Source organism: Cryobacterium sp. N21 (assembly GCF_002929575.1).
GTDB lineage: Bacteria > Actinomycetota > Actinomycetes > Actinomycetales > Microbacteriaceae > Cryobacterium > Cryobacterium flavum.
In genome coordinates this window covers 54332-72422 of the sequence record NZ_PJJQ01000035.1, presented here as the reverse complement: position 1 = coordinate 72422, position 18091 = coordinate 54332, and the positions used below count along the sequence as shown (strand labels likewise).

16 protein-coding genes are annotated in these 18091 nt (G+C 58.7%); 7 read left to right on the top strand and 9 right to left on the bottom strand.

Going from position 1 to position 18091, the window contains the following annotated elements; translation table 11 throughout:
* Positions 1-134: 134 nt before the first annotated feature.
* The 5 genes from CXY77_RS14685 to rfbB form a co-directional block, all read right to left on the bottom strand.
* The gene (locus CXY77_RS14685; protein WP_233197435.1) at positions 135-539 is read right to left on the bottom strand and encodes a GtrA family protein; all 405 of its coding nucleotides are present in this window, start codon (positions 537-539) and stop codon (positions 135-137) included.
* A 2-nt stretch (positions 540-541) separates the two neighbouring features.
* Entirely contained in the window at positions 542-1684 is a 1143-nt protein-coding gene (locus tag CXY77_RS14680; RefSeq protein ID WP_104130368.1) for a glycosyltransferase family 1 protein, read from the bottom strand.
* Complete coding sequence (gene rfbD, locus CXY77_RS14675) at positions 1681-2532, bottom strand: dTDP-4-dehydrorhamnose reductase (protein WP_104130367.1); 852 nt, start codon at positions 2530-2532, stop codon at positions 1681-1683. The genes CXY77_RS14680 and rfbD overlap by 4 nt, the downstream gene beginning before the upstream one ends.
* A gap of 140 nt (positions 2533-2672) precedes the next feature.
* A complete protein-coding gene (locus CXY77_RS14670) occupies positions 2673-3107 on the bottom strand; it encodes a GtrA family protein (RefSeq protein WP_104130366.1) in 435 nt (144 codons plus the stop codon).
* 19 nt (positions 3108-3126) lie between these two features.
* On the bottom strand, positions 3127-4113 hold the full coding sequence (gene rfbB / locus CXY77_RS14665; RefSeq protein WP_104130365.1) for a dTDP-glucose 4,6-dehydratase: 987 nt from the start codon (positions 4111-4113) through the stop codon (positions 3127-3129).
* Positions 4114-4186: 73 nt separating this feature from the next.
* Between rfbB and CXY77_RS14660 the strand changes: the two genes are divergently transcribed.
* Positions 4187-4795, top strand: coding sequence for a dTDP-4-dehydrorhamnose 3,5-epimerase family protein (locus CXY77_RS14660; protein ID WP_104130364.1), 609 nt, complete (start codon positions 4187-4189; stop codon positions 4793-4795).
* 5 nt (positions 4796-4800) lie between these two features.
* Positions 4801-5664, top strand: a complete 864-nt coding sequence (gene rfbA, locus CXY77_RS14655) for a glucose-1-phosphate thymidylyltransferase RfbA (protein WP_104130363.1) — start codon at positions 4801-4803, stop codon at positions 5662-5664.
* Here rfbA and CXY77_RS14650 read toward each other — a convergent pair.
* On the bottom strand, positions 5661-6569 hold the full coding sequence (locus tag CXY77_RS14650) for a glycosyltransferase family 2 protein (RefSeq protein WP_233197434.1): 909 nt from the start codon (positions 6567-6569) through the stop codon (positions 5661-5663). The two genes, rfbA and CXY77_RS14650, sit on opposite strands and share 4 nt — an antisense overlap.
* Positions 6570-6663: 94 nt before the next feature.
* Here CXY77_RS14650 and CXY77_RS14645 point away from each other — a divergent pair, with 94 nt between their 5' ends.
* The 3 genes from CXY77_RS14645 to CXY77_RS14635 all read left to right on the top strand — a co-directional run bounded on the left by CXY77_RS14645 (position 6664) and on the right by CXY77_RS14635 (position 11287).
* Positions 6664-7461, top strand: a complete 798-nt coding sequence (locus tag CXY77_RS14645; RefSeq protein ID WP_233197433.1) for an ABC transporter permease — start codon at positions 6664-6666, stop codon at positions 7459-7461.
* Positions 7458-8201 carry an ABC transporter ATP-binding protein gene (locus tag CXY77_RS14640; protein WP_104130361.1) on the top strand — a complete coding sequence of 248 codons (744 nt, stop codon included), beginning with the start codon at positions 7458-7460 and terminating at the stop codon, positions 8199-8201. Before CXY77_RS14645 ends, CXY77_RS14640 begins: the two co-directional genes overlap by 4 nt.
* Positions 8202-8359: 158 nt before the next feature.
* A complete protein-coding gene (locus tag CXY77_RS14635) occupies positions 8360-11287 on the top strand; it encodes a hypothetical protein (protein ID WP_104130360.1) in 2928 nt (975 codons plus the stop codon).
* Between the two features lie 113 nt (positions 11288-11400).
* On the opposite strand, the gene CXY77_RS14630 is transcribed toward CXY77_RS14635, so the two are convergent.
* Together CXY77_RS14630 and CXY77_RS14625 are read right to left on the bottom strand one after the other, a co-directional pair.
* The gene (locus tag CXY77_RS14630; protein ID WP_140425544.1) at positions 11401-12882 is read right to left on the bottom strand and encodes a hypothetical protein; all 1482 of its coding nucleotides are present in this window, start codon (positions 12880-12882) and stop codon (positions 11401-11403) included.
* A gap of 81 nt (positions 12883-12963) precedes the next feature.
* The gene (locus CXY77_RS14625) at positions 12964-13956 is read right to left on the bottom strand and encodes a glycosyltransferase family 2 protein (protein WP_104130358.1); all 993 of its coding nucleotides are present in this window, start codon (positions 13954-13956) and stop codon (positions 12964-12966) included.
* Between the two features lie 288 nt (positions 13957-14244).
* On the opposite strand from CXY77_RS14625, the gene rffA reads away from it, so the two are divergent.
* Positions 14245-15402, top strand: coding sequence for a dTDP-4-amino-4,6-dideoxygalactose transaminase (gene rffA, locus CXY77_RS14620; RefSeq protein WP_104130357.1), 1158 nt, complete (start codon positions 14245-14247; stop codon positions 15400-15402).
* 4 nt (positions 15403-15406) lie between these two features.
* Positions 15407-16201 carry an N-acetyltransferase gene (locus tag CXY77_RS14615; protein ID WP_104130356.1) on the top strand — a complete coding sequence of 265 codons (795 nt, stop codon included), beginning with the start codon at positions 15407-15409 and terminating at the stop codon, positions 16199-16201.
* Between the two features lie 18 nt (positions 16202-16219).
* Here the strand turns inward: CXY77_RS14615 and CXY77_RS14610 are convergent, their stop codons facing one another.
* The gene (locus CXY77_RS14610) at positions 16220-17293 is read right to left on the bottom strand and encodes a DUF563 domain-containing protein (RefSeq protein ID WP_158252846.1); all 1074 of its coding nucleotides are present in this window, start codon (positions 17291-17293) and stop codon (positions 16220-16222) included.
* Positions 17294-18091: the final 798 nt, after the last annotated feature.

Genomic DNA, 18091 nt, shown 5'->3' with positions numbered 1-18091 from the left:
TTTCCATTATGGATGATCATCCACAATCCAGCAAGTGTATGATCGTGCACATGCTCTCCAGAACAGCAACCCACATCGCGAAGCGGCCACCTACGAGTGGGTCACCCATCGGCGATCGGCGGCTAACCCTCGCTTCACTCACCACTGCGGCGAAACGAGAACTTCTTGTGCCCGAAGAAGCTCAGCAACGTCGTGACCAGGAGAATGAACAGCTGGGCGAGCAGCGGCGGCACCAGCACGACTTCAACCAGCAGCGGCAGCGCGGCCGCATTGATGCCGATCGCCACCAGGTACACGCTCACGAACCGGGCGAAATCCCGCAGCACGTGCCCGTGCACCACGAACCGTCGGTACAACACGAACGCCAGGGTGATACCGACCACGTAGGAGAGCGCGAGGCTGATCAGGTAGCCGAGGTAGACATCCGCGAACACCCACAGGGTGAAAAAAGAGAAGACCAGGTACCCGACCGCCGTGTTCGTGGCACCGACCGCGAGAAACCGCACGCGCTGGTCTCGCAGCAAGCGCAGAAAGCTCACGACTACAGGTCCGCGTGTAGCTGCCAGACCCGTTCGGCCGAGTCGCGCCAGCTGAAGGCCCGCGAGCGGTCGCCGCCGAAGATCGTCATGCGGTTCCGCAGCACGCTGTCGCCGAGCACCCGGTTGATCGCATCCACGAGTCGGGCCGGGTATTCCTTGGGGTCTGACCGCTCGACCGCGACGCCGGCATCGCCGGCCGCTTCGAGCAGTGCCGGGGCGTCGGAGTGCACCACCGGGGTCCCCAGGTGGAAGGCCTCGATGATCGGCAGTGCGAAGCCTTCTTCCAAGCTCGGATACGCGAAGACGCTCGCCCGGGCAATCACCACGGCCAGATCGGAGTCGCTCAGGCCCGACAGTGCGCGCACGCGCCCCGGTGCGAGCCCGGCCTCGTCGGCGACCGACGCGAGGTCGAGTTCGCCCCAGGTGTCCGGTCCGAGCACGATCAGCGGTAGGTCCGGCGCGCCCGGTAGCCCGAGCGCTGTGATCAGCGCGGTCACGGCCTTGCGCGGGTCGAGCGACCCGGAGGTCAGGATGTACTGTGACGGCAGCTCCAGCGCCTGCAGGCGCTCTTCCACCAGGGGAATGGCCGGCAACACGAGCCCGCGCCCGACGGCGCCGCCGATCACGCGCACCCGGTCGCCCAGGTCCATGATCTCGGTCAGCTGCCTGGCCACGGCGTGGCTCGGCACGACGATTGCGTCCGCGTGCTTGCGGGCGCGCTTGAGCATGCCCTTGGTCCAGACCACGGTCGTCGGGGTCAGCGACGACGGATGCGTCCACGCCAGCACGTCGTGCAGCGTAACTGCAATCTGGGTGCCGTCGTCGGCACGGTTGTGGCGGCGCAGCGGCGCAAGCAGTCCCGGCGCGTGAATCAGGCCGGTGCCCGACGCTGCGGTCACGCCGAGCGCCCAGGCCGTGGCCAGCTCGCGGCGGGCCAGCGTCGTCTTGTGCAGGTTAGCCAGGCCGGGCAGGGCGGCCTCAATGAGTTCATACTGTGCGGGTGGCGACGACGAAACGATGCCCTCAACGTCGCACTCGGCCGGCGCGGTAGCAATCAGTGCGCGCGTGAGTTCCTCGGTGTAACGCCCGACGCCGCCCGGAACCGGGGCGACCATCTGGTCGACGACTACCCGCAGAGTGATCATGCTGTCTCGAAAACCCCCGCGGCAAAGGCCTCGGCCTGGGCGTCCTGCCAGCTGCGCATTGGCGCGAGCCCCGCGGCGGCCCAACCGGCGTGACCGAGCACCGAGTAGGCCGGCCGGGGTGCGGGCAGCACGAAGGCTGAGCTGTCGGTCGGCAGCACGCGCTCGGGGTCGAGTCCGGCCAGGGCGAACACGTCGCGGGCCTGGTCAAACTTCGAGGCGACCCCGGAGTTCGTGCCGTGGTACATGCCGGCGGGCGCATCAGAGTCGAGCAGCAGCACGATCTGCGCGGCAAGATCCACCGTCCACGTGGGCTGGCCCACCTGGTCGGTGACAACGCTCAACGTGTCGCGCGTGTCAGCGGCCTTGAGCATGGTCTTGGCGAAGTTCGGGCCGTTCTTGCCGTACAGCCAGGCGGTGCGCACGATGTAGCTGCGCGAGCCGTTTTCCACCTGCACGAAATCCTCGCCGGCCGCCTTGGTGCGGCCATATGCAGAGATTGGGCTGTGCGGAGTGTTCTCGGCGTAGGGCGTGGTCGCGCTGCCGTCGAAGACGTAGTCCGTTGAGATCTGCACGAGCTTGGCTTGCAGAGCGGATGCCGCCACCGCCAGATTGTACGGCCCCACCGCGTTCACGGCGTAGGCCTCGTCTTCATGCGTTTCGGCGTCGTCGACCTTGGTGTACGCGGCGCAGTTGATGATGACGTCGTGCCCGGCAACGGCGGCCGTGACCGCGTCGAGATCGGTCACGTCGAGGTCGCTCCGGCCGAGGGCCGTCACCTCGCGGCCGGCCAAAGCCGTCTGCAGGTCGCGGCCCAGCATGCCGGTCGCTCCGGTGATCAGATACTTCATATGCTCCTCGAACAAATAGAAGGTGAAGACGCTAAAAGAATACAGATCCGCAGTTCAGCCAGTGTACGAATCATTCTCTGGAGATACGTATCCGCGAAACTAGACAAACTGAATCCTCGATAAGAGTCGATGTAGAAAAGCTAGGTTGTCGGCACGTCCGTCGCACCCCGTCGGAAGGAAAAGGATTTGTGTCCGAAGAAGCTCAGTAGTGTCGTCGCGATGAGGATCACGAACTGGGCGAAAAGCGGCGGCACTTTAGCTACCTCAACCAAAATTGGCAGAGCGGCCGTGTTGATAGCAATCGCCACAACGTAGACGCTCACGAACCGTGCGAAATCGCGCAGGACGTGCCCGTGAACCTTGAATACGAAGCGCCGATAAAGGATGAAGGCCAGTGAGATCCCGATCGCATACGAGGCGGCGAGGCTCAGTAGGTAGCCCAAGTACATTTCCCGAAAAACCCAGAGTGTAAGTGCCGAGAAAATGATGTACCCAACGAGCGTGTTTGTGGCACCCACAGCGAGAAACCGCACGCGTTGGTCATTGGCAAACTTGCTGAGCATCATTTTCTTCATACGCCGGGTGCGACGAAGACTAGTTCAGCGCCGCACGAGCCTTGAGTGGTTCCCACCACTGGCGGTTGTCGCGATACCACTGCACGACGTCGGCCAGGCCCTGCTCGAACGGAACCTCGGGCGCATAGCCCAGCTCGGCCTGAATCTTCGAGATATCGACCGAGTAGCGCAGGTCGTGGCCGAGCCGGTCGGCGACGCGGTCAACGTAGGACCAGTCCTTGCCGGTCGAGTCGAGCAGTAGCTGGGTGAGTTCCTTGTTGGTGAGTTCGGTGCCGCCACCGATGTTGTAGATTTCGCCGGCGCGGCCGCCGACGAGCACCATGGCGATGGCCCGGGTGTGGTCGTCCACGTGCAGCCAGTCGCGAATGTTGTTGCCCTCTCCGTAGAGGGGAACGTGCAGGTCGTCGATCAGGTTGCTGACGAACAGCGGAATGACCTTTTCGGGAAAGTGGTACGGGCCGTAGTTGTTCGAGCAGCGGGTGATCGACACGTTGAGGCCGTGGGTGCGGTGGTAGCTGCGGGCGAGCAGGTCGCTGCCGGCCTTCGACGCGCTGTAGGGGGAGTTGGGCTCGAGGGCCCGCTCCTCGTTCCAAGAGCCCTTGGCGATCGAGCCGTAGACCTCGTCGGTGGAGACGTGCACGAACCGGGCCAGCTTGTGGCGAAGCGCCGCGTCGAGCAGCTGCTGAGTGCCGAGCACATTGGTCTCGACGAAGATCGTCGAGTCCATCACGGAGCGGTCCACGTGGCTTTCGGCGGCGAAGTGCACCACAGCGTCGAGCCCGGGGAACAGGCTGTCGAGGAGCTTGCCGTCGCGGATGTCGCCGTGCACAAAGAAGTAGCGCGATGAGTCGGCAATCGGGGCGAGGTTCTCGAGGTTGCCCGAGTAGGTCAGGGCGTCGAGCACGACAACCTCGGCGCCTTCCAGGCCCGGGTACTTGTCTTCAATCGTGCGTCGTACAAAGTTGGAGCCGATGAAACCGGCTCCGCCGGTGACGAGGATCTTCATATAGGAGTAACCGTTCCGTTCGCTTGCATGGCTTCCGCGATTCTACCGGAAGCCGCTTGGTAGACTTCCCACCGTGCAGATTCGCGAACTCTCCATCCCAGACTCCTACGAGATCACCCCCAAGCAGTTTGGTGACGACCGGGGAGTCTTTCTCGAGTGGTATCGATTTGACCGTTTGGAAGAGAGGGTCGGGCATTCACTTCTTCTTGCACAGGCGAATACGTCTATTTCGAAGAGAGGCGCCGTGCGTGGCATACATTTTTCCGATTTGCCGCCCGGCCAAGCGAAATATGTCACGGCCGTATCTGGAGCTGTGCTGGACTTTGTCATCGACATACGAATCGGATCGCAGACCTTTGGACAATGGGACAGCGTTCTGCTGGACGACGCCGATCGTCGCGCCGTCTATATTGCTGAGGGACTCGGTCACTGCTTCGTCGCGCTGACCGACAACGCGACGGTCAGCTACCTCGTCAACAGCACCTTTAACCCGGGCCGCGAACACGGCATCAGCCCGCTCGACGAAGAGATCGCCCTAGTGTTCCCGCCCGAGGCCGGCGAGCTGCTGCTGTCTCCTAAAGACACGGAAGCCCCTACTCTCGCAGCCGCGGCCGCTTCTGGTCTGCTCCCCACGTGGGATGCCGCCCGCGCCCACTACGCCACTCTGAACGACAGGAACTAACGCTGATGCGCGGAATCATTCTCGCCGGCGGCTCGGGCACGCGCCTGTGGCCGATCACCAAGGGCATCTCGAAGCAGCTCATGCCCATTTATGACAAGCCAATGATCTACTATCCCTTATCGACGCTGATGATGGCGGACATCAAGGAGATTCTCATCATCACCACTCCGGAGTACAACGAGCAGTTCCGTGCTCTGCTCGGTGATGGCTCAGATCTGGGTATTCGTATCGAGTACGCGATTCAGTCGTCTCCGGACGGTCTCGCCCAGGCATTCATTATCGGTGAAGAGTTCATTGGGGATGAAAGCGTTGCGCTGGTCCTCGGTGACAATATCTTCCACGGAGCCGGTCTGGGATCTGCGCTCCGGGGCAATGCGGAGATTGAAGGTGCTCGAATATTCGCGTACCATGTCAGTAACCCCACATCATACGGAGTCGTCGAATTCGACGAGACCGGTACGGCGATTTCTATTGAAGAGAAGCCGTCCAAGCCCAAGAGCAACTATGCAGTTCCCGGATTGTATTTCTACGACAATTCTGTCGTCGATATTGCAAAGACCATTGAGCCGAGCGCTCGGGGCGAGTTGGAGATCAGCACAGTCAACGAGCGATACCTGGAACAAGGGACGCTGCACGTGCAGGTGCTCGACCGGGGCACAGCGTGGCTTGATACCGGCACGTTCGAGTCAATGATGCAGGCCTCCGAGTACGTTCGCGTCATCGAAGACCGTCAGGGATTCAAAGTGGGGTGCATCGAAGAGATTGCGTGGCGCGCAGGCTGGATCACGGACGCCCAGCTCGCAGTTCTCGCCGCTCCACTCATCAAGAGCGGATATGGTCGGTATCTGGCCGCGTTAGCTCAGCCTTAACGCCTCCTCCGTCCGGCTTCGAGACGGGAGCGTATGCCGAGGCCGACTGCCAGTGCGATTCGCACTGGCAGGAGGAACGGGCCGGAGTATTTTTTCGACAGGAACTTTTGGGCACTCTCATGGTGTGCACGGATCATTCGCGCGGATTCGTCTGTAGTGGATGTGGAGTGCGCGCCAGTGTGTACCACGGCGGCGGCAGGCTGGTAAACGTTCCGAAGCCCCAGCTTTCCGATCCGGTATCCGAGGTCGACGTCTTCAAAGTACATAAAGTATGATTCGTCGAATCCGCCAAGCGCCTCGAACACGGAACGCCTTACCACTAGGAATGCGCCGGACAGCCAGCCCGCGTCGCGCTGGCTTAGGCACGCATCGGTCTCTTTGCGATACGTGCGGGACCACGGGTTTGAGGGCCATAAATTGGCGAAGATTGCGTGACCAATTCCAGACCTGAGGGAAGGTATTGTTCGGGCGGACGGATATACCTCACCGTCCGAGGTGAGAATGCGTGGACCCACGGCGGCTATAGTCCAATCCGCGTCCGCAGTCGCGAGCAGAAGGTCGATAGATCCAGGGTTGACCGTGACGTCGGGGTTGCTAATTACCACCCAATCCACTTCGGGACGAAGGCTCTTGACTGCCTCATTAATGGCGTGCCCATAACCGCGATTCATCGGTAACGGCAAGTATTCAGCGCCGGCCTCGACTGTCAGTTCTGCAACTCTGCCACTGACGCCAGTCGCCTTGTTGTCCGCGACGATAACGAGCGGTGACAGTGCTGTACCGTTCGGGATGGAGGCGAGAAAAGGTCCCAGGACGTCTTCCGAGCCGTAACTGACCGTCACGACAGCAACGCGTCCGATGAGCGATGGGGAGGTGTGTGTGGTGGCCATACGACTCTCAATCATAGTTCTAGGCTAGATTGAACTTCGGCCATCTTGACCAGCTACCCAGTGAGGCTACATGCGATATCTACAGGAGGTTCTCGCGTCACGAGAACTTTTGGCGAATCTCACCCTGCGTGAGATTCGAGGTCAATACAAACGAACGATTTTTGGACAACTCTGGTCCTTGGCTAATCCGCTGGCCTCCATGCTCGTCTACACGATTGTGTTCGCTTTCATCATTCGGGTAACGCCCCCGCCCGGTGACCCGAGTGGACTAGATATTTTTGCGGTGTGGCTGCTCTGCGGTCTGCTGCCGTGGACGTTTTTTTCCAGTGTTGTCCAACAAGGTATGAGCTCCATTCTCGGCAACGTCGGTTTGGTTCAAAAAGTTTATTTCAGTCGCATCGTGTTGCCCCTGTCGAAGGTTGGCTCGGTGGGATACAACTGGCTGTTCGAGATGGCTGTCCTCGTCGTTGTTCTGGCGCTCGTGGGCAGTTTTATCTGGCCCTGGATACCTCTGGTCCTTGTGATGATGGTCCTCCTCGCGATCTTCGCCTCTGGTCTGGCCCTGATGCTAGCCGTTGCAAACGTGCATTTTCGTGACACTCAATATTTTGTATCGATTGTGATGCAGATCTGGATGTACCTCACCCCGATCATTTACCCGATCAGCCTTGTCGAGGAACAGTCAGCAAAGTACGGGGGGCTTTTCGGTACGTCGATCACGATCCTAAATCTGTATCAGGTCAATCCGCTGGAACGATTCGTCGCCGTCTTTCGCCAGATCATGTACGACAACAGATGGCCGGATTCGCAGGACTTCATGTTGTGTGTTATTTGGGCGGTGGTTGTGTTCGCGATTGGCCTCTGGATCTTCCGACGCAGCGAGAAGGGTTTGGCCGAAGCACTATGAGCGACATCGCCGTGCACATCGAAAACGTCAGCAAGAAATTCCGTCTATACCACGAGCGAAACCAATCGATCAAGTCGGCGCTCATGCGAGGTCGCCGCTCCGTGCACGAGGACTTTTGGGCTCTACAGGACGTTGGTTTCGAGGTACCAACAGGATCCACCTTCGGGCTCATCGGCAGTAATGGCTCCGGTAAATCCACTCTGCTGAAGTGCCTCGCGAAGATCTATTATCCGGAGAAGGGGAGCATCACCTACAACGGTAAAATTGCGGCCCTGTTGGAAGTTGGGTCAGGTTTCCACCCCGAGCTGTCAGGGCGGGAGAACATCTTCCTCAATGGCTCCATTCTTGGCATGTCCAAGAAGGAGGTCACCCGCAAATTTGACGAGATTGTCGACTTTTCCGGCGTGGAACAATTTATCGACCAGCCGGTGAAAAACTATTCCTCTGGCATGTACGTGCGTCTCGGATTTTCAATTGCGATCAACGTGGACCCGGATATTCTGGTTGTTGATGAAGTTCTCGCAGTTGGCGATGCGGAGTTTCAGGCCAAGTGCGCGAAGAAGTTTGTGGACTTTAAGTCGCAGGGACGCACCGTGATTCTCGTCAGTCATTCCATGGAATCTGTCCGCGACATGTGCGATAGCGCGGCGTGGCTTCGAAACGGAAGACTCGTCCAGGTCGGCGGGGCCGACGAAACGATCACGGCCTACCTAGACTCCCTGCCCCAGTTGGGGCACTAAATAGCCGCCAATTTGTGCGAAATTCATCGATGTTACCCGCCCATGCGAGTGTCACTCGGTGATAAATTAATTAGAATCTGTGCGTGCCGCATAGGCCCTCGATTACGGCACGATTACTCTAGGGCTAGTTCTGTTCGCATCGTGGGAAGATATTCGATATGTACGCGTTAATTCGACGGGCGTGTGCATTTGTCGCACTTCTGGCCTGCTTCGGCGCTCTTCTCGTTTTTGCTCCACAGCGTGCGGAAGCGCTGACGGGTTCGGAATTCAACCCGGGAAACATCATTTCCGATGCGCAATTTTATGCATCTGACGCAATGTCTCAGGATCAAATTCAGGCGTTTCTCGACGCGCAAATTGGTACCTGTCAGAACTCGTTTTGTCTGAATGTTCTGCGTATCGACACGACGAACACAACTCTCAACTTCGGTACTTGCGCGCCCTACCCAGGTGAAGCAAATGAATCTGCTGCACGCATGATCTTCAAGGTGCAGAGAGCCTGTTCCATCAGCGCCAAGGTTCTCTTGGTGACGCTGCAGAAGGAACAAGGCCTGGTCACGAGCAAGGCGCCGACGGAGGCCGTATTGCGCAAGGCGCTCGGACAAGGCTGTCCAGATACGGCGGCGTGCGATTCTACATATTACGGATTCTTCATGCAGGTATATTCCGCGGCACGGCAGTTTGCCTGGTACGGGAATCCGGCGGGCTCTCACACCTCGATCAAGGTGGGCCAGTCGAACGCTGTGCGGTTCCACCCTGAGGGATGCGGATCATCCAATGTAGTTATCCAGAATCGAGCTACTGCTGCCCTGTACTACTACACGCCTTACCAGCCCAACGCGGCCGCGCTGTCGAATCTGGGGGGTACAGGGGATTCCTGCTCGTCCTACGGAAACAGGAATTTTTGGGTGTACTTCAATAACTGGTTTGGTTCGTCGGTGACCCCGGGCACGACACTTATGAGCGAGCTATATCGCTCACAGGGCGGAGGATCCGGCTGGATGGGCGCCGCGTCGAGCGCGCTCACCGAGATTCGGTCGAACGGTGGAGGCCTGCGGCAGGGATTCGTGAATGGGTCAATATATTGGAGCCAAGGCGGCGGAGCACGGATAGTATCCGGTGCGATCTTGACAGAGTATCTCGAGGCGCAGGCGGAAAGTGGATCACTTGGTTGGCCAACCGGTCCCGTCACGGAGAGCACCGCCAACGGTGGCGGACAAAGCCAAACGTTCCAGAACGGAGCCATCTTTTGGACGGTCGGTGCTGGTGCCAGAATTGTTTCTGGCGGAATTGGTCAAGGATTCCTCTCGGGAGGATCCATGGGCGGATTCCTGGGCTGGCCCATTTCTGACGCCAACTATGACTCCGCGAATGGGAGCGGAATGAAGCAGGTTTTCCAAGGCGGTGAGATCTTCTGGAATGCCTCTACCGGACCTCGAATCGTCTCCGGGGCGATCCTGACTACGTATCATGCCGTTTCTGGCCAGAGCGGGCTGCTTGGCTGGCCCAGCAGTGGTGTCGTTCAGATTGGTGCCAATGGCGGCGGTCAGGCCCAAGCCTTCCAAAACGGCTCCATTTATTGGACGTCGGCCGCCGGTGCAAGGGTAGTCACTGGCAACATGCTTCCTGCATACTTTGGTGCTCTCGGTGAAGGTGGTGTGTTGGGTTGGCCAACGAGTGACGTCATGACTGTCTCGGTGCGCGGTGGAGGCACCGCCCAGAATTTCCAGATGGGGACGATTTTGGCCTCCTCGTCGACAGGTGTGCGTGTTGTGTCGGGCGCCGTGAGCTCTGCATATGGCTTGGCAGGTGGCGTAGCTGGTGCTCTCGGCTGGCCGACAAGCAATTTGATATCGTCGACCGCCAATGGAGGCGGCACCGCCCAAGCCTTCCAAGACGGCTCAATCTACTCCTCAGGTGCCGGCGCATTCCCTGTAAGTGGGCCCATTCGGTCTTTCTACTTCAGCCTCCTCGGCGAAGGCGGGGCCTTGGGTTGGCCTACGAGCGTTCAGACCTGTGTCTCTGCCACTTCCTGCACCCAGTCATTCCAGAACGGTGCCATTGACTGGTCTTCATCGGATGGCGCATCTCTCGGCTCGGTGCCGCAAATAGCAACAGCCCACGCGGCCCTCGGCGGTTCCACGGGCGAACTCGGCAGGGCAACCAGCGTCGTAGTGACCATCTCGGCGAATGGCGGCGGACTCGCACAGGCGTTTGAAAAAGGGTCAATTTATTGGTCCTCGTCTAGGGGAGCGTTTGCCGTGACTGGCCCAATTCGCAATGCGTATTGGTCCGCGTTGGGGGAAGGCGGGAATTTGGGATTCCCTGCCGGGCCGGCCACCACCGTGTCTGCCAACGGTGGGGGGCTGGGGCAGTCCTTTCAAGGTGGTTCCATTTATTGGTCAGCCGCCGGTGGTGCCCACGCCGTATCAGGCAACATCAGGGATGCGTACGTCGCTGCAGCCGGAGAAACGGGTAAGCTCGGCTGGCCGACAAGCGATCTGGTGTCAATCACTGCGAACGGTGGCGGAACGGCACAGGCCTTCCAAGGCGGTTCAATTTATGCGGCGGCCGGCGCACGCGGTTTCCCCGTTAATGGTCCAATCCGCTCTTACTACTGGTCGCAGCTCGGTGAGGCAGGTCTGCTTGGATTCCCAACGGCCGTGGCTACGTGCGGGCTCAGCGACGGGGGGTGCTCACAAACATTTACAGGTGGAACGATCTACTGGAGTTCGAGCACAGGAGCACGTACTGTCATGCCGCAAATCGACGCAGCCTACGCGGAACTCGGCGGCGCGACCGGTTCTTTGGGCTCGCGAATCGGTGGTTTGCAGCAATCATCAGCGAATGGTGGGGGAGTAGGACAGGGCTTCGAGGGAGGGTCGATTTATTGGTCCGCAGGTGCTGGGGCCTTCGCGGTGACGGATGCAATCCGCGATTTCTATTGGTCGCAATTGGGCGAGGCGGGAACACTCGGTTGGCCGACGGCTGCGGCCGTCTGTGGGCTTGCCGAGGGTGCCTGTTCACAGACGTTCCAGAGCGGGTCCATCTACTGGTCGCCGTCTCAGGGCGCGCGTCTGGGGTAAGTGGTGTCCCGCCAGGTTTCCTCAAAGTCTTTGGCCCACCACACCCCCGCGACCGCGAACCCAGGGGCCCTAGTACGTTCGCCTAGCCTAAGATCATGCCAGGCCGGGGAGAATCAACCGCCTGCATTTACCGCTAACCTCGCCGCAAGCCGGGCCTGACGATCTTCGCGCAATGTCAGGACCAGTACGGGCGCGAGAAGAGCCATCAACTTGAGTGGCATCAAATACCGGACCTCCACATGCACAATTGCGAATGGCGCCAGCAGAACCAGTGCCAGGACGGGAAATACGAGGAGGGCCCACCTCCCCCGGATCGCCAGCATGATTGCCGTTGTCAAGGCTAGGAGCATGAGGCTCAAATAGAAGAGTCCCTGAGGTGGATTCAAGTTTTCCGAGGATGAATACGAGACCGGACCAGACGTGAAATCCGTCTCCACGTGCGAATACGAGTCGAGCTCATCACCAAACCATTGCTCGGCAACGACGGGAACACGATTTCCAACGAATTCCAGTGGATTCGTCAGAATCGCTGTGATCAATGCGTCTTTGAGGGCGTCGGAGCTTGCGGCTTGTCCTGCCAAGGCTTCCCTCTGGAACACTTCACATTGCACCGGATCGATATCGCAGCCCACTGTGGAGCCACCATCCCGCATCCACTGTGGAATCGGGTCGGATGTTGGGTCTTCCCAAGCATGCTCATAGACGAGATTTTCTGTTTGCACGAATTGGGACCGGTCCATTGTTCGCTGCACGAACGAGGAGTAAGGCTGCATGAGGATAGCGATACTCAGCGCCGCAGTCGCGACGAGAACGGCTTGACGGAGCAGGCCGGAGGAATCGGCCTTTCTCGCGTGGGCGACGAGGGCGAGCACTACCACCAGTAGGGTAACTGCGGCGAGGGCGTAAGGCACCAGCTGGTACGAGGCCCGGAGGTAGATTGCTGACGCGAAGGCGATACCCGCGAATAGGCCGTCACGGATCCAGGATTGAAGTGGGGCAGGTTTTCGCACTCGAATCACGATGAGCGTGAGTCCGATGAGGAAAAGCCCGGCGGCCAGACCGTCAGCGTAGAACAGTCCTTCATCGAACATCCAGGATTGGAAGGGGGACGTGGACATGAGGAGGACTTCGATCAGAAAGACAATGGCCGCGGCTCGAAGAGTCCGGATGAACGGCCAGGTTAGGAGGGCAAGTGCAATGCTCCAGACGAGGCTCGTTACGAGGCCGATGGTGACTCCGAAGCTCAACGGAGAGAACCGAATGGTCAAGGCGTCAAGCCAGACCATGCCCGGGGGCCACAAATTGTAAACCCACTGCCACTCGGAAACAATTCTGCCGTTTGCGACCAGGTTCTGCGCGGCCTGCAGATACGAGCCAGCATCGGCGAACCCGAAGATCTCGATCATTCGGGCGGGCGACAGCCCCATTGTCACGAGACCGTGAGGAGTATTCAACCCTTGAAAGAAGAGGAGGGTCAATGTGAGGGCGAATTGAGCTGTCCAATTCGCGGTCATCAGTACTGCAGGTCGGTGAACCCAATCTTGAAACGGGGCCGCGCGAAGGCGTGAACGGTTCCACGGTGAGATCTTGACCATTAGCTGAGCCACTTCGTCAGGAGCGTGATGACTGCATAGGCTAGAAAAAGAAGTCCTACGGCCGAACCCAGCGAGATCCATTTACCCACGAGTGCCATCTTTGGTCGGCATCTGTGCGACTTTAGGTGCACGGGCGGCAGTGTTTGAATGGCGAGTGCGCACCAGATATGTCGGTTTTTGCATGCTTCTGAAATGCTGACGCCCGAGGTACTCGCCGATGATTCCGATCGTGATCATCTGTGCCCCGGAAAACAACGAGATCAATGCAACAGTCGTGGTAAATCCGGCCACGGTTGTCTCCCCGAGCACGTAATGAATTAGGACAACCAAGAGAAGAACGATTCCCAATACGCCGCACGCGAACCCGAGCCATGTCGCGAGCTTGAGAGGAACAACACCATATCCGGTGACCATGTTCATTGCGTGGCTGACAAGTTTTGAGAAACTGTAGCTCGAACGCCCCTGTTCCCGACGGTTCATTGTCACGCCGATTGGAGAGACTGCCGTAGTCGACCACGACAGCAGCACATCCAGATTCAGTTGGGAATCGTTGACTGACGCAAAACCGTCCCGTAGATCCGTCTTGAATGCCCGAAAGGCACCAACCCACTTCGCGTTGTCAACTCCCGCCAAAGCCAGGGAAGCTTTGACAAAGCGGGAAGCGCTTGAGCGCATTGCCCCATGTTCTTCTTCCTCTGGGACGGCATAGACAAGGTCAACTCCCGGGTCGGTGAGAACCGCGAGGAGTTTGGGAATCTCCTCCGGAGGGTGCTGAAGGTCATCATCGATCGTCACAGTGGTCTCGAAATTCGCATCGCGAATTCCCGCAAGCAAGGCATTGTGCTGGCCGAAGTTGCGTCTAAGTTCCAGAACCCGAACTCGCGGCTGTGAGTTCACGAGTTCAATTGCCACGGCGGCCGTGTTGTCGGGGCTCCCATCCACGACGAGGATCAATTCCCAATCGTCGACAACTCCCTGATCCACGAGAGCTGTCATCGTGGCCGCGGTTCGTTCGACAAGACCTGTCAGCACCAACGCGGACCTGTAGCAGGGAATCACTATGGATGTTTTCATGATGGACCTTCTTCTTGCGACAACAGAATATCGTGTGGTTTAACTGTTTCAGGAACCTCGTGCCCACGTCCGGTCAGGAATTGCCGGAGCTGTCATCACATGAATGCGGACCGCGAGTCGGCCCGTCATCGCGTTCTCAGCCGTCGGCATTCTTTTCTATCCTATCTGGTGCACGACTTCAGCTTTGCAGACGCAGTGGCGCCCTTGGACGCGTTTTCACTGCTCGGACGCCGGCAGTCTGAATGTGATCACGGTTCCCGATGCTGACATCGTGGAATACTTTGACTTATGTCCCTTCCAGTCATTCCATTCAGTCGGCCCTTCCGCTCCGCAAATGAGAGCCGTAACCTCGACGCGGTGTTGGCGTCGGGGCACGTTCACGGGGACGGCCCGTTTACGGAATCCGCAACGGAGCGGCTTCAGGGGATCTCTGGTGCCCAAAACGTTCTGCTGACGTCTTCCTGCACCCACGCGCTTGAAATGACAAGTCTTCTCCTGGGGCTGACGGTGGGTGACGAGGTCATTCTCCCGAGTTTCACATTTCCTTCGGCTGCAACAGCCATCGCTCTTACTGGTGCAGTTCCGGTATTTGTCGATATTGACGCCGCTTCCGGGAACATCGACCCTTCTCTCATTGAAGCGGCAATCACTTCACGGACTAAAGCGCTTTCGATTGTCCACTATGGCGGTGTAGCCGTTGACATGGACGAGATCATAAGGATTTCGGACGAGCATGGTCTCCCGTTCGTAGAGGACAACGCACATGCACTCGGCGCTATGTGGAAAGGACTGCATTTAGGGACCTTGGGTTCTCTCGGAACCCAGAGTTTCCACGATACGAAGAACGTCCATTCGGGCGAGGGCGGAGCGCTCCTCATAAACGATGAAGCCCTGCTGGAACGCGCGGAAATTATCCGCGAAAAGGGAACCGATCGCTCACGTTTCCTCCGTGGGCAGGTTGACAAGTACACGTGGAACGACATCGGGTCCAGTTATCTCATGAGCGAACTCAACGCAGCCGTATTGGACTCCCAACTCAGTGAGTTTGATACGATTCAGGGCTTGCGGCACGCCGTGTGGAACCGATATTCCTCAGAGTTGCTGGAATGGTCGGAGGACGTGGGTGTGCGTCGAATGTTCGTGGACTCAGACCGGAAACACACTGCACATGTCTTCTACCTTGTGATGCCCGACCACGACCAGCAGACGGCGCTACTGGCGCATCTCCGAAAGCATGGAATTGTTGGTACCTTTCATTACATTCCCCTGGACTCTAGTCCGGCCGGGCTTCGCCTGGGGCGTACTCCCTACGCCTGCGCTAGCAGCCTGGATTTCTCGCGACGACTCGTGCGCCTCCCTTTGTGGGCCGGGCTTTCTGAATCTGACGTTACGCGAGTGATTGAAGCGGTAAAGTCCTTCCGACCTCTGGCCGGAACGAAGGGCTAGATCGATGGGCCTCGCGGAATACCAGAATTCTGAGATCACGCGCAAGCCGAGCCTGAGTGAGACGACGAGGTTCGGATTCTCGACCGACCGCACCACTGTGGGACTATTTGCTGCGTCGTCGCGGCCTGACCGGGAGCTAGTCGAAGCGGCCCAGCGAGTGTTGGACGGGACTGCCGCCTCAATCAATATCCTGCGCTACCCCTCGGAGTTGGTCTCACTTCTGCGTGACCTCCGCACGGACGGAATGTCGGTCTTCCCCGGTGGTTCCATACTCTACTGGGAGGGACCGGCACACAGTCATGCTGGTCCCGAACCCGATACGCGAGAACTGGTCGGCCCTGACAGGATCGAATTCGCCCAGAAGATCGAGACCGTTCTGGAAGATTCGTTTCACGGGTATGTAAACCACTACTCCGCAAACCCGCTCCTACCGCCCGGAATCGTCGTAGCCGGGTACGCCGACTGGGCGAAGTCGACGATGGCTCGCACAGGAAACAAAGTCTTCGTGGTCCTGTCCGACCTTCGCATTGTCGGAGTTGCGGTCATCGGAGTTGTGGGCACGATCTGGGAAATCGAACTTGCAAGTGTCGCCAGCGCGTCCCAGGGCAAAGGGAAATACCTCAAACTGATTCGCGCTGTCCTGTCTTCTGCTCACAGTGCTGGCGCGACTCGGGTTGTCATCTCCACACAGTCACACAACATCGCAGTTCAGCGCGCCTGGGTGAAATTGGGCTTCCAACCAGTTACATCGATTGAGACGGTCCACCTAGTGGATACGAAGGCCTTGGGCAGAGAATAGCGCGGGCCTGCTTTCTGATCAGGTATGCACCCTGCGTAAGTTGGCTTTATAGTCAGAGTCCCCGGCGAGTGCAGTGATGAGGGCAGCCTCGAAATCTGTCGCATCCACTGTGAAATCCGAGTGCAGCCAAGCGTTCCGTGTTTGGCACTCGATGAGGGGGATCACCGTGGGGCCGGTGACGTAACTGAAATGAGCGCCGACGGCGGAGGCAATCGCTGCTGGAAGGACAAAGTCACCGAGAGCTTCTGAGGTGAGGGCCAGAATGCTGCTCCCCGGGGCCATCAGAATGTAGTTGGCCATAACGGCACCACTGGCACCAACCAGCAAGGAGGTCGTTGAGAACATCGTCAGCTGCTCGGTCCAGGTCATCGTGCTTGGATCCAGGATTTCCAGCCCGTGGCGGCGAGCGATGCCGGTCAACTCCGCTTCGTTACGCAATCCGCGGTGCGCTGACTGTCGCTGAAGGAAGACGCGGCGCGTGGGCGGCAAGAGATCTGTCACCCCAAGTTGAGCGCGCATTTCATGGAGGGGTCGTGGATTCATGCTCAAGCCCTGAGCCCACGGTACCCGGGTCGTATCGAGAATCTGCACAGGCGGTGCCATGACATGAATGACATCTACTTTGTGCGCCAGCTCGGCGTCGAGGACGACGATTTCTCGAGTGGTTAGTGAACGGAGGGCGGCGATCCCGGTTTCGGGAGTTCGTGAACTTACGACCACCGGCACATCGGCACCCACATTGTCGCTAATCTGCGTTAAGCGGGGTAGGTATTCGACCAGCCAGTGAAACCAATTGGAATCGTTGCGTCCAGAGAGCAAGATTCCCTCGGGAATTACTTTGTCTGCATATTCTCGCTTACGTAGGAGAGCAGAGTCTGGGTGGTGGCGGGATCCAAACACTGTCTCCCATTGACCCGCGACAAAATCGAGACAGGGATCAGCCGCGGCTTCATAGCTGATCAGCTGATCGCCCACTACCAGAGTTCCACCGTCCTGAACGAACGCATTCTCATATCGCAGCCATTTCTGGCTGGGCTGTCGCATGACCGTGGGCCCAGCGACGAACTTGATGACGGCGCCATAATGCTCCATGACAGGGAGGTGGATCCCTGTCCCGGGAGCCGGTGTCCCCATCGGATTCGGTCTCGAGACTGATAGGAGCATTAGGTCGCTTGTGTAAGTCCCCGATGAACCGTGTGCCGAGAGATTTAATCGATCGGCCCAAAAAGAATCGATTGGATACTTACCCAACAATCGTGCTGCATCGGGGGCCAAGAACCGCCCTTCCTCAGAGTCTGCCAGCTCGAGAATCTCCCGGGGAAAGCGATGTACGAGCGCATCAAACCACGTATTCGGTTCTGAGCTAACCGGAATGAGGGATTGGATAATGTTGTCAACGTATCCAAAGGGAGGTTGCGCGCAGTCTCTGACGTCTGCGACCGCGGTGTGCTGATTTCGCGCGCCGTACTTCAGACGTTCCGCGACGTCAAAGTTCGAGGCAGGCAATGAGACAACGTGCCCATCCTGGCTAACCACACCGAAGACAAATTGGGGCAGCGACGTTGCACCCCTTGCACAGACGTGAAACCCGAAACGCTGCCTGCGGGGCTTCCCTGCCACGATCACGTCCTTGCGAGCTACGCGAACTACGGAGACTTTGTATCCGGGGTTGAGGTTCCTCAACGTCCGGCGGGTAAGCCTGTAGCCCGATTGTGGCGTTAGCCATCCCGAAATGAGTACTTCCTGTCGGAGTGGAACCACGTGCTCGTCGACTTGGTCAAAAAGTGCTTTCACCTCTCGGGCACTCTTGCGGAGCAGTTCCCCATCATGATTTCGCGAGTAGGCCCGAATGGGTTCGAGGACCGCGTCCTCGAAGGACCGGAATTTTCG

Coding starts and splice junctions, on each gene's coding strand:
- CXY77_RS14615 (WP_104130356.1), top strand. CDS start 15,407: ATGGGCCTCGCGGAATACCAGAATTCTGAGATCACGCGCAAGCCGAGC.
- rfbA (WP_104130363.1), top strand. CDS start 4,801: ATGCGCGGAATCATTCTCGCCGGCGGCTCGGGCACGCGCCTGTGGCCG.
- rffA (WP_104130357.1), top strand. CDS start 14,245: ATGTCCCTTCCAGTCATTCCATTCAGTCGGCCCTTCCGCTCCGCAAAT.
- CXY77_RS14625 (WP_104130358.1), bottom strand. CDS start 13,956: ATGAAAACATCCATAGTGATTCCCTGCTACAGGTCCGCGTTGGTGCTG.
- CXY77_RS14650 (WP_233197434.1), bottom strand. CDS start 6,569: ATGATTGAGAGTCGTATGGCCACCACACACACCTCCCCATCGCTCATC.
- rfbB (WP_104130365.1), bottom strand. CDS start 4,113: ATGAAGATCCTCGTCACCGGCGGAGCCGGTTTCATCGGCTCCAACTTT.
- CXY77_RS14640 (WP_104130361.1), top strand. CDS start 7,458: ATGAGCGACATCGCCGTGCACATCGAAAACGTCAGCAAGAAATTCCGT.
- CXY77_RS14670 (WP_104130366.1), bottom strand. CDS start 3,107: ATGAAGAAAATGATGCTCAGCAAGTTTGCCAATGACCAACGCGTGCGG.
- CXY77_RS14635 (WP_104130360.1), top strand. CDS start 8,360: ATGTACGCGTTAATTCGACGGGCGTGTGCATTTGTCGCACTTCTGGCC.
- rfbD (WP_104130367.1), bottom strand. CDS start 2,532: ATGAAGTATCTGATCACCGGAGCGACCGGCATGCTGGGCCGCGACCTG.
- CXY77_RS14680 (WP_104130368.1), bottom strand. CDS start 1,684: ATGATCACTCTGCGGGTAGTCGTCGACCAGATGGTCGCCCCGGTTCCG.
- CXY77_RS14610 (WP_158252846.1), bottom strand. CDS start 17,293: ATGGAGCATTATGGCGCCGTCATCAAGTTCGTCGCTGGGCCCACGGTC.
- CXY77_RS14630 (WP_140425544.1), bottom strand. CDS start 12,882: ATGGTCAAGATCTCACCGTGGAACCGTTCACGCCTTCGCGCGGCCCCG.